This window comes from Streptomyces sp. NPDC051567 (assembly GCF_044454165.1).
GTDB lineage: Bacteria > Actinomycetota > Actinomycetes > Streptomycetales > Streptomycetaceae > Streptomyces.
Map to the genome: position 1 here is coordinate 1 of NZ_JBITDK010000054.1, position 14,735 is coordinate 14,735.

A 14,735-nucleotide genomic window follows, 5' to 3' on the forward strand; every position below is an offset into this window, starting at 1 on the left:
ACACGGAACCGATGCGACGCACGCCCCGCATTCGCCGTATAAACGAAATCCCCCACCACACCATCCGGAACACCAGCCAGCACACCCGCATACCCCGCGGCCAACTCACGCACCGCACCCTCACTCGCCCCACTCACCCGCAACACAAAACTCTCCTGCACCAACCCACCCTCCGCAGAAGACTCCGCATGCGCAGGAATCCGCGGACCCGCAGGAACCGCCGGCGGCTCCTCAACCACCACGTGTGCGTTCACCCCGCCCATGCCGAAGGCGCTGACGGCGGCGCGGCGGGGCGTCCCCGTGCGCGGCCAGGGCACCGGACGGTCGGCCACATAGAACGGCGTGTCCTCGAACCGGATGTGATCGTTCGGCCGATTCACGTGCAACGTCGGCGGAATCACCTCGTGCTCCATCGCCAGAAGCACCTTCACCAGACCCGCCAGACCCGCGGCAGGCTCCAGATGACCGATGTTCGACTTCAACGAACCGATCGCACAGAACTGAGAACGGTCCGTGTACTCACGCCACGCACGGGTCAAACCGTCGATCTCGATCGGATCGCCCAGGGAAGTGCCCGTACCGTGAGCCTCCACCATCTGGATCGACTCCGGACCCGCACCCGCGTCCCTCAACGCCGCCGCGATGACTTCGCGCTGCGCGCGCGGGCTCGGGGCCGAGTAACGGGTGGTGCGTCCGCCGTGGTTGACCGCCGCTCCCGTGATCAGGCCCCGGACGCGGTCGCCGTCGCGGGCGGCGTCCTCGTACCGGCGCAGGATGACCGCTCCGGCTCCCTCTCCGGGAACGAATCCGTCGGCCGAGGTGTCGAAGGTGGAGCAGCGCTCCCGGGGGGACAGCGCCATCAGTTCGTTCATCGACCGGAAGTACTCGGGGCTGATCGCCGCGTGCACACCGCCGACGACCGCCGTGTCGATGTCACCCGCGCGCAGGTGCTGGAGCGCGGTGTGCAGGGCGACCAGGGAGGACGAGCACAGCGTGTTCACGACCAGGCTCGGCCCGTGCCAGTCCATGAGGTACGACAGCCGGTTCGGGATCATGGCTTCCAGACCCAGACCACGGCCTGCGGACACCTCGTGGCGTGAACGCTCCTCGTGGTAGTGGTCGTGGCTGTACGCGATCCACAGTCCGGTGCGGCTGTCCTCGGTACGGTCGCCCAGGCGGCCGGCGTCCTCCAGTGCCTCCCAGACCGTCTCGTAGACGATCCTGGCCTGCGGGTCGATCAGCGGGGCCTCGCGCGCGGAGATGCGGAACGGGGCGGGGTCGAACTCGTCGACATTCTCCAGGAAGGAGGCGCGCGGGGTCTTCGTCTCCTGACGGCTCCAGCGCCCGGCCGGGAGCGGGCCCACCGTGTCGCGGCCCTCGGCGAGCAGCGACCAGTAGTCGGCCAGGTTGTGCGCGGTCGGCACCCTGATCGCCGCGCCCACGACGGCGATGTCCCGCGAGGACCGCCGAGGCGCCGGCTCCGGAGTGGCGGCCGGGTCCTGCCTCGGTGTGGTGACGGCGGCCGGCCGCGGTGTACCGGGCAGCACCGGTTCCGGGCCGGGCGCGGCCGGTGCCAGGTCCTGGAGGGCCGTGGCCTGGGGAGCCGTGGCCTGGAGGGCGGGTGCCTGGTGCTGCGCCGTGTCGGGTGATCCGCCGCTGACCGTCGAGGCGAAGTCGGGGGCTTCGTCGACCAGGTAGGCGACGAACTCCCGGGGGGTCGGGTACTCGAAGAAGACCGTGGGGTAGAGGGACAGGCCGTGTTCCTGGGAGATCCGGTCACTCAGGCCGACCAGGCCCACCGAGTCGTACCCGGCCGACAGGAACTCGGTGTCGACGTGGTCGGCGGATATGCCCGTCAGGCGCAGGAACCAGGCCAGGACCCGTACCTCCGGCGAGCCGTGGGAGACGACGCCCGCGGGCCCGCGTCCCACGGGAGCGGAAACCGGAGCCGAGACCGGAGTCGTGTCGGACACCGGGGCAGGGGCGGACACCGGACCCGGAGCCGGAGCCGGAGCAGGTACGGGAGCGGGAGCCGGGGCAGGAGTGGCGGGTGTGGCCGTGGGGGTGGCCATCGGTGACGGTGTGTTCGCGGCTGCCGCCTGTCCCCCGCCGAACGCCTGCCTGGGCACGCGCTTGGAGGAGATGTCGCCGAAGACGAACAGCACCTTCCCCGCCACGTCGGTGACCGTCTGCGTGACGCGGCACGCCTCCTCGTTCCAGAAGGAGACCTGGGTCCGGACGTACGCGGCGTCTTCGAGCGAGCCGTGGACGAGGACCCGGTCGGCGGACAGGGGGATGAAGGCGGTCGCGTCGTCCGTGCCGAAGACGGGGTTGTCCGGTGCGATCGCGGCGATGGTGACGCTGTCGAGCAGCCCCGGGAACAGCTGGACGTCCGACGGGTTCATCTCGCGCTGGCGACCGCCCTCGATCCGGGCGATGGTGCCGCCGTCCGGGAGGCCCGCCACCCAGGAGATGTTGCGGTAGTAGCGGCCGTGGTGGTAGCCGATCCGGCGCAGCCAGCGGTACAGGGTGGAGCCCGCGTGGACGTCGGAGCACGTGTCCAGCAGCGCGTCGAGCGGCTCGGGGGCCGGTGCCGGGCCCGCGTCCGGGGCGAACCGGCCGGTCACGAAGGGTTCCGAGGCCGAGTCCTCGACCGTGAAGCGACCGCTTCCGTCGACCCGGCACACCACCTGCCGCGCCCCGGTGGGGATCAGCGGGCGGTGGAAGAGCACGTCCCGTACACCGTGGAAGGTGTCGCCCCGCAGTTCGGCTCCCTGGCGCAGGAAGTCGAACCACGCGACGCCCGGCAGCATGATCTTGCGGTACACCGAGTGCTGGGCGGTGGGTACCTCGCCCGGCCCGAAGAGGCGGGAGAAGACGTACCCGGCCGCGCCCCCGTCGGATTCGAGGCGCACCGGCGCTCCGGGCTCGGGGGAACGCAGCGGTTCGCCCAGGTCCAGGGCGCGTCCGCGCGGCTGGGCCGACGGCAGGAGCCGCTTGGTCCACGCGGTCCGCCCCTGGAAGGCGGTCCAGTCGACGTCCTGGCCCGACTCGTACAGTTCGGCGGCGACGGCCGCGAGTGCGGCGGCGACGCCGCGCTCGTCCGTGGCACCGTCCAGCCGTGCGCGGACGTCCACGCGTCCGCCGGGGGCCGTCGTGTCGTGCGCGGCCGTGTCGCCGAGGCCGACCACCTGGGCCAGTGCCTGTTCCAGGGAGGCGCGGCCGTGCACGAAGTCCGCGACCGGTGCCCAGCCCTGCGGGAGTTCCACGCTCCGCTCGGGCAGGCCCAGTTCCCGCAGTGCCACGGCCAGCGCGACACCGGTACAGATCCGCAGCAGCTCGCCCGAGAAGGAGGCCAGCGGGCTGCCGGTCGCGTCCTCGAACAGGTCCACGATCTCCTGGACCGCCGGGGTGGAACGGCTCAGCGCGAGCATCCAGCCGGGTGTGACCGGTGCGTCCGTGGGGCGGACGACGGCCGTGCGACGGGTCGTGTCCGCGCCGGGGGCGTCCGTACGCAGCAGGCGGGTCCGCAGGGCGGCGGCGAGGGAGAGGGCGTCGGGGCCGCAGACCGCGAGCCGGACGGCGCGGTGCGGGCGGGCCAGCCGGGCCGTGGCGCACAGGCTGCCGAGGCCGTCCGCCGCCGACGGCAGGGTCTCCAGCCACTGCGCGGCCAGTTCGCGCAGCCCGTACGGGGTGTCCGCGGACAGGGTCAGGACCTCCGCGCTCCGCTGGGGACCGCCGGTGGGGCCGGTGGCGGCCTCTGCCACGACGTGCGCGTTGGTGCCGCCGAAGCCGAAGCCGCTGACCCCGGCCCGCCGGATCGGCGCGGCGGGCCAGGGGGCCGCGGTGGTGGGGAGGTGGAAGGGGCCGGTGTCCAGCCTGAGGCGGGGGTTGGGCGCGTCGACCGCGGTGGCCGGGAGCAGGCCGTCGCCCAGGCAGGTGATGATCTTGGCGAGGCCGGCCAGCCCGGAGGCCGAGTGCAGGTGGCCGATCCGGCGCTTGAAGGAGCCGAGCGCCACCGATCCGGGGGCGACGCCGAGCCGGCCGAACGTCTCGGTGAGGGCCCGTACCTCGATCGGGTCGCCGATGGCCGTTCCGGTGCCGTGCGCCTCGATGTACTGGACGGTCGTCGGGTCGATCTTCTCGTAGACCTTGGTGAGCAGTTCCACCTGTGCTTCGAGGTTCGGCGTGGTCACGCCCATGGTGCGGCCGTCGTTGTTGACCGCGGACCCGGCGATCGCGCCGAGGATCAGGTCGCCGTCGGCGACGGCCGTGGCCATCGGCTTGAGGACCAGTGCCACCGCCCCCTCTCCGGGGACGTAGCCGTTGGCCTTCTCGTCGAAGGTGTGGCAGAGCCCGTCCGGGGAGAGGGCTCCGGTGCGGGAGAGCAGGACGAAGGTCAGCGGGTCGAGCAGGAGGTCGACCCCGCCCACCACCGCCAGGTCGCAGGCGCCCGTGGCGAGGCTCTGGCAGGCGAGCCAGACCGCGGTCAGCGAGGACGAGCAGGCGGTGTCGACGACCATGCTCGGCCCGGAGAGGTCGAACCGGTCCGACAGCCAGGTCGCGATGAAGTTCGGGGAGCGTCCCCACAGGGCCGCGGGGACCAGGGGGCTCGTGGCGGGGCCGGTGCCGTCCTCGGCGGGCGAGGTGAACGGGGTCGGCGACAGTCCGCGCCCCTGGTCGAAGCCGTACGAGTTCATGCGCGCGCCGACGAACACGCCCGCGTTCAGGCGGCGTCGGGACGAGAGGTATCCGGCGTCCTCCAGGGCCCGCGCGCCGACCTCCAGCATGATCCGCTGCTGGGGGTCGAGGAGTACCGCGTCCTGTGCGGTGATGCCGAACGCCTCGTGGTCGAAGGAGTACGGGTCCTGGAGGAAGGCCGCGCGGTGGTGCGTGCCCTGGTGGGCGGCGTCGCCGAGGTAGAGGTCGCGGGCCCAGCGGCTGGCGGGGACCTCGTCGACCTCGATCGCGTCGTGCTTCAGCATGCGGCGCAGGTCGGTCGTGTCCTCGGCCCCGGGGAGCCGAACGGCCATGCCGATCACCGCGATGCGGCTGTCGACCTCGGTCACGGGAATCCCTTCGTACGGTTCGTTGCGCATGGTTCAGTGACCTCGGCTCTGGGTGAGCAGGGGCCGGAGCAGGGAGCTCAGGGTGGAGGCCGGGGCCGGCCGGGGGCCCGGGACGGACCCGGCGGCGGACGGCGCGGACGCGGGTACGGGCGTGGCGGGCGGCGCGGACGCGGGGGGCTCGCCCTCGTCGGCGAGCCGGGCGGCGACGTCACCGGCCGTGCGGACCTGCATCAGCAGGGACGGGTCGACGCTCTGTCCGCTGCTGCGCTCGATCGCGGTGGCGATGTCGGCGATGGCCAGCGAGTCCAGCCCGAGTTCCCGGATGACCCGGTCACCGGGGTCCTCGCCGAGCACCTGGCGGAAGGCGTCCCGTACCAGGGCGGACATCGCCTCGGTCGCCGCGGTCGTCCGGTGTGCGCCGGTCGGCGCGGCGGCGGGCACCGGCGTCTCCCGCACCGGTCGTTCCACCGGCTGTTCCCGCACCGGCTGTTCCCGCTGCGGCCGGGCGGCCGGGGCGGGCTGTGCGGCCGGGGCGGGGGGCGGGCTTCCGGGGAAGGTGACGCTGCCGCCCGAGCGCAGGTGTGCGGCGAACCCGGACAGGGCCTGGTCGACGGTGATCGAGTGCGCGGCGGCGAACGACGCGTCCGCCTCCATGCCGGTGCCTTCCCAGTTGGGCCAGGCGTGGGCGGTGACGGCCGTGACGGAGCCGTGTTCCCGTTCGGCCAGTGCCAGCTGGTAGGCGTTGGCCAGCGCGTAGTCGACCAGTCCGCGGCCGGCCTGCGGCAGGATGCCCGCGATCGAGGAGACCAGGACGGCGAAGTCGGCGCCCTGGGCCTTCGCGAGCCGTACGGCGTTGAGCGATCCGGGGATCTTCGGCGAGGTGACCCGGGCGGCGTCGGCCCAGCTCCGGCGGCGTACCGACCCGAAGGGGTTGACTCCGCCCGAGGAGTGGACCACTCCCCGCAGCCGGCCCCAGCGCTTCCCGAACCGGGCGGCGGCGGCGGTCACCGCGGCCTCGTCGGTGATGTCGCACGGCAGGTACTCCACCGTGGCCCGCCGGTTCAGGTCGCGCAGGAAGGCGGTGCTCCCGTCGTCGGCCCGCGAGCGGCCGACGACGGCGATGCGCTGTGCTCCGCACGTGATCAGGTGGGCGGTCAGGCGGCGGCCGACCGCGCCCAGCCCGCCGGTCACCAGGTAGTACCCGTCCCCGGAGAGTTCCGTGGCCGGGCCGGGCCGCAGGGCGGCCGGTTCCGGGACGAAGCGGGTTCCCCGCCGGTACGCGGCGGCGTCGGAGGTGGAGCCCCTCCCACCGGACTCGGCGGCGAACTCGGCGGCGATCTGCCGGGCGCGGGCGCCCGCCGGGTCCTGCGGGTCCAGGTCGAGCACGGTGGCGGCGAGCTGGTTCTCGGCGCAGGCGGCCCGTACGGTCAGGGCCTTGGCCGCGGCCTCGGGCAGCAGCCGGGCGCGCTCCTCGGGGTGGACGGCGGCCGAGCGGCTGTCGGCCCACAGGAGCCTCCCGCCCGGGGGCAGTGCGGAGACGAGGCCGCGCAGCTCCGTCCAGAATCCGCTCAGGTCCGGCTCCGTGTCCGTTGCCGGGCCGTTCGAGGGGTCCGGTGCCGGGGCGGCGACCACGATGACGCCCGTGGCGGGGGCGTCCGCCGCCGCGAGGGGGACGCCCAGGTCGCGGAGGGCGGCGGAGACCAGCTCCGCCGTGCCCCGGTCGGCGCAGACGACGCGTACCGGGCCGGCGGTGGACCCGGCGGCGGGTCCGTCGGCCTCCTGGGCGCGCCATGTGGTGCGGAGGGCGGCGGTGGACTCGGTGGACTCGGGCGTGGCCGCCGGGTCCGCCGCGGCGGACGGGCGGACGTGCCAGTGGTGGCCACGGGCGAACGGGTAGGTCGGCAGTTCGGTCGTCCTCGATCCGGGTGCGGAGAGCGACGCCCAGTCGATGCGGGTGTCGCCGCCGCGCACCGCGTCCACGACGGCCGTGTGCCGGTCGGTGGCCGGGCCCGTCCCCGTGGGGGTCCGGTCCGTCGTGGCGGGCGGGGTGGTGTCCGCGCGGACCACGGTGGTCCGGCCGTCGGCGACGGCGCGCAGCGCCTCGGCCAGTTCCGCCGCGCCGCGTCCGTTCACCGCGCTCTGGTGGGCGAGCGGGGAGCGGCCGACGTTCGCCGTGTGGCAGAGGTCGGCGGTCTCCCGGTCGTCGTGGGAGGCGGCGAACCGTTCGGCGTAGGCGGCTGCCAGTTCGCGTACGGCTTCCTCGGTCGCCGCGGTGATGCGCAGGACGTGGCTCTCCGGCGTCAGGGGAACACGGGCCGGGAGGGCCGGGGGTTCCTCGACGATCAGGTGGGCGTTGGCCCCGCCCATGCCGAAGGCGCTGACGGCGGCGCGGCGGGGAACGTCCGTACGCGGCCAGGCCACCGGACGGTCGGCCACATAGAACGGCGTGTCCTCGAACCGGATGTGATCGTTCGGCCGGGTCACGTGCAACGTCGGCGGAATCACCTCGTGCTCCATCGCCAGAAGCACCTTCACCAACCCCGCCAGACCAGCCGCAGGCTCCAGATGACCGATGTTCGACTTCAACGAACCGATCGCACAGAACTGAGAACGGTCCGTGTACTCACGCCACGCACGCGTGAGCCCCTCCACCTCGATCGGATCACCCAACGACGTACCCGTACCGTGAGCCTCCACCATCTGGATCGACTCCGGACCCACACCCGCGTCCCTCAACGCCGCCGCGATCACCTCACGCTGCGCACCACTGCTGGGAACCGTCAACCCACTCGTACGACCACCATGATTGACCGCACTCCCCCTGATCACACCCCGAATCCGGTCACCGTCACGCAACGCGTCCACCAACGGCTTGACCACCACCGTGACCACACCCTCACCCGGCACAAACCCATCAGCCGAAGCATCAAAAGCGCGTGACTCCCCGGTGGGGGACAGTGCGCGCAGGTTGCGCATCGCGACGTAGTGCAGCGGGGACATCGCGAGCCGGACACCGGCGACGAGGGCCTGTTCGCACTCGCCGTCGCGGATGCTGCGGATGGCGGTGTGCAACGCGACCAGCGAGGACGAGCACAGCGTGTCGATCGTCATGCTCGGACCGCGCAGGTCCAGGAAGTAGCTCACCCGGTTGGCGAGGAAGGCGTTGTGGTTGCCGAGGCCGCTGGGCGCGTCGAGTTCCGGCGCGACGTTGTAGTCCTTGTAGTGCTGGTAGCTGGCGCCGACGAAGACTCCCGTCGACGAGGTGGGCATCGACATCGCGGGGATTCCCGCCGACTCCAGCGCCTCCCACGCGCTGCGGAGCAGCCAGCGGACCTGGGGGTCGAGCACTTCCGCCTGCTTGGGGAAGAAGTCGAAGAAGCGGGCGTCGAACTCCTCGATGTTCTCCAGGAATCCGCCGAGGGCGGACTCGTCCGCCCTGTCGTCCCCGGTCCAGCGGGCCGACGGGACGCGACCGATCCCGGTGCCGCCGCGCGAGAGCATCGACCAGAACCCGGCGGGGTCCGCCGCGCCGGGCAGGGCGCAGGCGAGGCCGATGACGGCCATGTCCTGTGTCCTGGCCTGGGCGGGCTCCGGGGTCACGGAGGTGACGGCGGCAGTGGTCGGCCGTGCCTCTCGGGTGGTTCCGGCCGGGGCCGGCGCGGGGGTGTGCTCCGCCGCGCCGCGGGGCGCGAGTTCCGCCACCACGGCGGCCAGTGCCCGGCAGTCACGGGCGGCCAGGACGTCCGTGGGGCTCAGCCGTACGCGCAGGGTCTCCTCGATCTCGACGGTGACCATGGTGGCCAGCATGGAGTCGAGGCCCACGGCCGACAGGGAGCTGGTCGGTGTGACGTCCGGGTCCCGCAGGACCTGGCGCACGAGGCCGAGGACCGTCTCCTCGACGACCGCGCGACTGCCGGCGGTGCGGTCGTCGACGGTGCGGTCGTCGGCGGGGAGGCCGTCCGCGGTGCGGTCGAGGCCCGGGCCCGGCAGGGGGGCCGGGGCCGGGGTGGCGGCCTGGGGCAGGGACGGGTTCGCGGTGTTCGGCAGGGGCCGGTACACCACGTCCTCGACCGAGAGCAGGGCCCGGCCGTCGGCGCGGAGCAGTGTCGCGCTGCCCCGGCGCGTGCCGTCGTCGTCCTGTCCGGCGAAGCGCAGGTGTACGAAGGCGGCCCGCGCCGGGTCGTCCCACCGTGCGATACGGCCGATGGACACCGGCAGGTACGTCAGGGGGGAGGCGGCCGGGTCGGCCAGGGTCAGCACGGCCATGGTCTGCAACGCGGCGTCGATCGCCGCGACCGTGCGTACGGGCGGGTTCTCCTCGGTGCCGCCGAGGGCGGCGAGCACGCCGGCCGGGCCGTAGTGGATGCCGGTGATCGCCGTCAGCGGCGCGGCGAGGTCCATGCCCTTCGCCGCGAACCACGCGTACAGGCCGGCCGGGGCCAGGGTCCTGCCGTAACCGGCGCGCAGCGCGTCGACGTCGTGGGGTGCGGGTGCCTGCGCGGCGCCTTCCGGTGCGCCCAGGGTGAGGTGCACGATGTTCCGGCCGCCGTGCCGGAACGTCACGGTCTGCCCCGGCGCCCGTTCGGCGAGGTCGCTGGTGAGCGGGTGCCGGCCGGTTGCCCGGGCGGTGAGGGTGACCCCGGTCAGGACGGTGGCCCGTTCCAGTGCCTGGGCGACGAGCAGCGCCGCGGGCACCGTCTCCTCGCCGAAGACGCGGTGTGCCCGCGTCACCCGGTCCGCGTCGGCCGGCTCCGGCGCCGTGACCCGCACCGGGGAGGGTGAAGGCTGCGGGGACGGGGAGGCGTGCGGGAGCGGGGCCGATGACGGGTGCGGCCGGGCGGTGTCGAGCGCGGCGGCCGGGGTGGCGGGCCCTGCGGCGACGTACTCCTCCACGACGATGTGCGCGTTGGTTCCGCCCATGCCGAAGGCGCTGATGCCCGCGCGGCGCGGTCCTTCGGGGTGCCACGGGCGCGGTGCGGTCGGGACCACGAAGAGTCCGGGCGGGAAGTCGATGTGCGCGCCGGGCGACGCGAAGCCCGCGAGCGGCGGGATCTCCTTGTGCTGGAGGCAGAGCAGCACCTTCACCAGGCCGGCCAGGCCGCTCGCCGGTTCCAGGTGGCCGATGTTCGCCTTGACCGAGCCGATGAAGCAGGGGTCGCGCCGCTGCGCGTCGCCGCCGAACACCTCGGTGAGCGCCGCGATCTCGATCGGGTCGCCCAGCCGGGTCGCCGTTCCGTGCGTCTCGACCAGGGAGATGCCGGTGGCCGGCACCCCGGCGTCGGCCAGGGCCGCGCGGATCACGGCGGCCTGTGCGCCGCTGCGCGGTACGGGCAGGGCGCTGCCGCGTCCGCCGTGGTTGACCGCGGTGCCACGGATGACACCCCAGATGCGGTCCCCGTCGCGCTCGGCGTCGTCCAGCCGCTTCAGCATGACCACGACCGCGCCCTCGCCGGGCAGGAAGCCGTCGGCACGGTCGTCGAACGGCCGGGGCCTGCTGTGGGACAGGGCGCCGAGCCGGCTGAGGCTGCGGTAGTACCAGGGGGTGAGGCCGACGTTGCAGGCGGCCACGATCGCGGCGCCGCAGTGTCCGGCGCGCAGACCGGTGACGGCCTGCTGCACGGCCACCAGTGAGGACGAGCACAGGGTGTCGACCGTCTGCGACGGGCCGGTCAGGTCCAGTGCGTACGAGATCCTGTTGGCCAGCACGGCGTTCATGGAGCCGAGGGCGGTGTGCGGGCCGACCGTTTCGAGACCCTGCGTGTCGCGGTGGTGGGTGTAGGTCGCGCCGACGAACACGCCGATGTCCTGGCGGCCCGTGAGGCCGCTGGCGTCGATCACCGACCAGGCGTGCTCCAGCAGCAGTTTCTGCTGCGGGTCCATCTCGTCGGCCTCGCGTACGGAGATGCCGAAGAACTTCGGGTCGAAGCGGTCGGTGTCGGAGACGAAAGCACCGGTCCGGCAGTACGTCCCCGTCATGTGGGGGCCGTGCTCCTCGAAATGGTCGTCGATGTTCCAGCGGGCCGCCGGGACCTCGGTGAAGGAGTCGCCGCCGGAGCGCAGCATCGGCCACAGGCCGTCCAGGCCGGTGGCTCCGGGGAGGTCACCGGCGATCGCCACGACCGCGATGTCACCGCTGCGGGACGCGCCGGAGGTACCGGAGGGCGGGGCGAAGAGCGGAGCGGGGGCGGAGGTGTGCCGGGCGCCGGTCTCGCCGGGCACCGGGGCGGCCTGCCGCACCGGACGGGCCGCGGGCTCCTCGGTGACGACGACGGCGGCGGCCGGGGCCACCGGGACGGCCGGTACGGGAGCGGGGGCCGCAGGAGTGGGGGCCGGGGGCGTCGCCGCGTACCGGTCGGTGAGCGCCTGCGCCAGTTCGGCGAAGTCGCCGTACTCCAGGAAGAGCGTGGCGGGCAGCGAAACCTTCCAGCGGCGGGACAGTTCCTCCGACAGCTCGACGCTCATGATCGAGTTGATGCCGTAGTCCGAGAGGGGCACGCTGCGGTCGAAGTCGGTGATGCTCAGCTGCTCCGCCATGAACCGTGCCAGCTCGTCCCCCGTCCGCTCCCCGGTGGCCGGGGTGACGGGGTCGGCTGCGGCGGAGTCCGGGGCGGTGACGGCGGGTGCGCCGGAGGCGGCCTTCGGGGCGCCGGTTTCCGGGGCCCCGGTCTCGGAGGCGTCCGGGTGCGCGATGACGAGCTGGCGTACGTCGCCGCGCAGCGCCGTCATGAGCGCGTCGAGCGCCTCGTCCGTACCGAGCGGCCGGACTCCGCGCCGCCTGAGCTGGTCGGCGACGGCGGTGCCCATGCCCACGTCGCCCCACAGCCCCCAGTCGATGCTGATCCAGGGTGCCTTGTGGGCGTGGGCGAAGGCGTCGAGGTAGGTGTTGGCAGCCGCGTAGCCGCCCTGTCCCAGGTTGCCGAAGGCTCCCGACACCGAGGCGAAGAGTACGGCGAAGTCCAGGGTGGACCCGGCGACGGCGTCGGCGAGTTCGCGCAGGCCGTCGACCTTGGGCCGCAGGACCGCGGCGAAGTCGTCGGCGGTGGCCGTGCGGATCAGCCCGTCCTTGAGCGTGCCGGCGGCGTGGACGACGCCGTGGAGGTCGCCGAACTCGCCCCGGAACCCGGCCACGACGGCGGCCAGCGCCCCCGGTGCCGAGACGTCCGCCGCGTACGAGGCGACCTTGCACCCGGACGACTCGATCTCGGTGGTCCGGGCGCGGACGGCGTCGGACCCGCCGGAGCGGCTGACCAGGGCGACGGCCCCGGCACCTTCCCGCGCGAACCGTGCGGCGACCTCCAGGCCCAGCCCTCCGTGACCGCCCAGGATCAGGTAGCGGCCACCGCGCCGGACCGCCGGCCGGCCGCGGTCGACGTGGTGGTACGGGACCCGCTCGGGCGCATGGCGGACGCCGTCGCGGTAGCCGACCTCGACCGGGCCTTCGCCCAGCTCCGCGAGGAGGGCCCCGGCCGAGGCCGGGTCGAGGTCGACGAGGCGCGGGCGCAGCCCTCTGTACTCGATGGCGGCGGTGCGGACCAGACCCCACAGTGCGGCGCGCTCGGGGGCGGGCGCGTCGCCGGCCGCGACCGGCTGCGCGTTCTCGGTGACGACGAGGAACTGTGCCTTGCGCTGGCGTTCGCCCAGCGTCTTCACGGCGGCCAGGCAGCTGTAGAGGCCGGCCCGCAGTTCCGGCTCGGCCGGGCGGACGGGGCCGGTGCTCCACAGGTGGACCACGCCCGCGACCGGATCGGCGACGTTTTCCCAGAGGGTGCGGAAGGCCGCCTCGTCGGGGTCCGGCAGGACCAGGCGCTCACCGGCGGGGGTGTCCGGCGCCTCGTGGAGGACCTCGACGACACGGGCGCCCTCGGCGCGCAGCGACCGGACGACCTGGAGGCCCTGGGTGTCGTGGTCGCCGTTGTGCAGCACCACCCAGGTACCGGCCGCAGCGGAGCGCGAGCCGGGGGCGGGGGCGGGGGCCCAGCGGATCTCGGTGGCGATCCGCGAGGTGCGGGCCGTCTGCGGGGAGCCGGGGGTCGGCATGCGTCGCATCCGTACACCGGTGAGTTCGACGACGACCTCACCGGAGGGGCTGAGGACGAGGGCGTCGGCGACCGAGTAGGCGCCCTCGACGCCGGTGCGGCGCACGCGGACCGTCACACCGGCCGTGAGCGGTGTGAGCGCGGAGCGCAGGGTGAGGCGGGCGACGCCGATCGGCAGCAGCGGGCGGGGGGAGGTCGCGTCCGCCGGCTCCTGGAGGGCGCAGCTGACCACCTGGAACACCCCGTCCACCAGGAGGGGGTTCGCGTGCCAGGGCTGGGTGGGGACGGCGGTGTGCAGGACCGCTTCGGCCGTGCCGTCCCCGACGTGGAGTTCGCGCACCGTCCGGAAGTCGGGCCCGTACTCCAGGCCCGCTCGCGACCAGCTTCCGTACAGCTCGGCCGGGGTGACGTTCTGCGGGCACGGGACGTGCCAGGGGGTGACGGGGGCGAGTTCCGCGGACGGGAACTCCCGACCGGAGCCGGTGGACAGCGATTTCCGTCCGGTGTCGCCGACGCCGCTGAGCTCGAACCGGGTCTGTGGTCCGGGGGCTCCCGCAGTTCCGGGGGTTCCAGGGGTGATGTCGAGCCGGACGGTGCCGCGGCTGTCGTCGGCGACCGTGAACGGCCGGACGAAGGCGACTTCGGAGAGTTCGAGCGGGGTGAACCCCCGGCGACGGGCGATGCCGGCCAGGGCCATTTCCAGTTGCACCGCGGCGGGCAGGATGCCGACACCGGCGGAGCGGTGCTGGGCGATGAACGGTTCGCGCCCGTCGAACGTCTTCTCGTAGGTTTCCACGCGGTGCGTCACAGTTCCTCGCTCTGGTTCACGTAGTGACGGTCGAACAGCGGGTGACCTGCGGGGCCCTGGTCAGCCGGTGTGGTGACGGGTGCCGCCCGGAACGCGGGTACGACGAGACGCTGTCGGTCGAAGGGGTAGGTGGGAATGGTCATGACCCGCTGACCCTTGCCCGCATGAACCGCGGCCCAGTCGATATCGGTGTCACCCGCGCTGTAATGCGCGGCCACACCCTTGTGAAGCTCACCCTGATCACTGTGATCACGACGCAGCGTGTGATGCCAGGCCAGAGTGTCGCCGGTCAGCGTCGAACGCCCCAGGGTGGTCAGGACCGGATGAGGACCGACCTCCCAGAACACCTTCCCCCCCGCCTCACCCGCCCTGGCCAGAGCCTGCGTGAACAGGACCGGACGGCGGATCGCCTCCGCCCACACCCGCGGATCAGTGGCCGTGGCAGCCGTATGCCAGTCACCCGTCGCCGTCGAAACGAACGGCACCTTCGGAGCATGCAACCGGGTCGCCGCGACCGCCTCCGCGAACGGCGCCACCGCGCCTTCCATCGCCGCGGAATGGAACGCGTGCGACACCGTCAACCGCTGCGTCCGGAACGACACCCCCGCACAGAACGCATCCACCACCGTGACCGGACCACTCACCGTCACACTGCGCGGCGCGTTGAACGCCGCGATCTCCACCCCCGGATACCCCACCAGAGCCTCACGCACCGAATCCGCGTCCGTGTGCGCCACCGCCATCGCACCCGCCAACGGACCCTCCTGCGGACCCGCCTCCATCAGACGGCCACGCAACGCCGTCAACCGCAGCAGATCACCC

Annotated in this window: 3 protein-coding genes; all 3 read right to left on the minus strand. The window is 73.5% G+C overall.

Annotation, left to right across the window (positions count from 1 at the left end; all coding sequences use genetic code 11):
- On the minus strand, nt 1-5,099 hold a 5,099-nt coding region (locus ACIA5F_RS30620), incomplete at its 3' end, for a beta-ketoacyl synthase N-terminal-like domain-containing protein (RefSeq protein ID WP_399358670.1).
- A gap of 3 nt (nt 5,100-5,102) precedes the next feature.
- Nucleotides 5,103-13,901: an SDR family NAD(P)-dependent oxidoreductase gene (locus ACIA5F_RS30625; protein WP_399358673.1), complete on the minus strand. Its 8,799-nt coding sequence runs from the start codon at nt 13,899-13,901 to the stop codon at nt 5,103-5,105.
- An 8-nt stretch (nt 13,902-13,909) separates the two neighbouring features.
- Nucleotides 13,910-14,735: acyltransferase domain-containing protein (locus ACIA5F_RS30630; protein ID WP_399358676.1), on the minus strand; the 826-nt coding region annotated here is incomplete at its 5' end.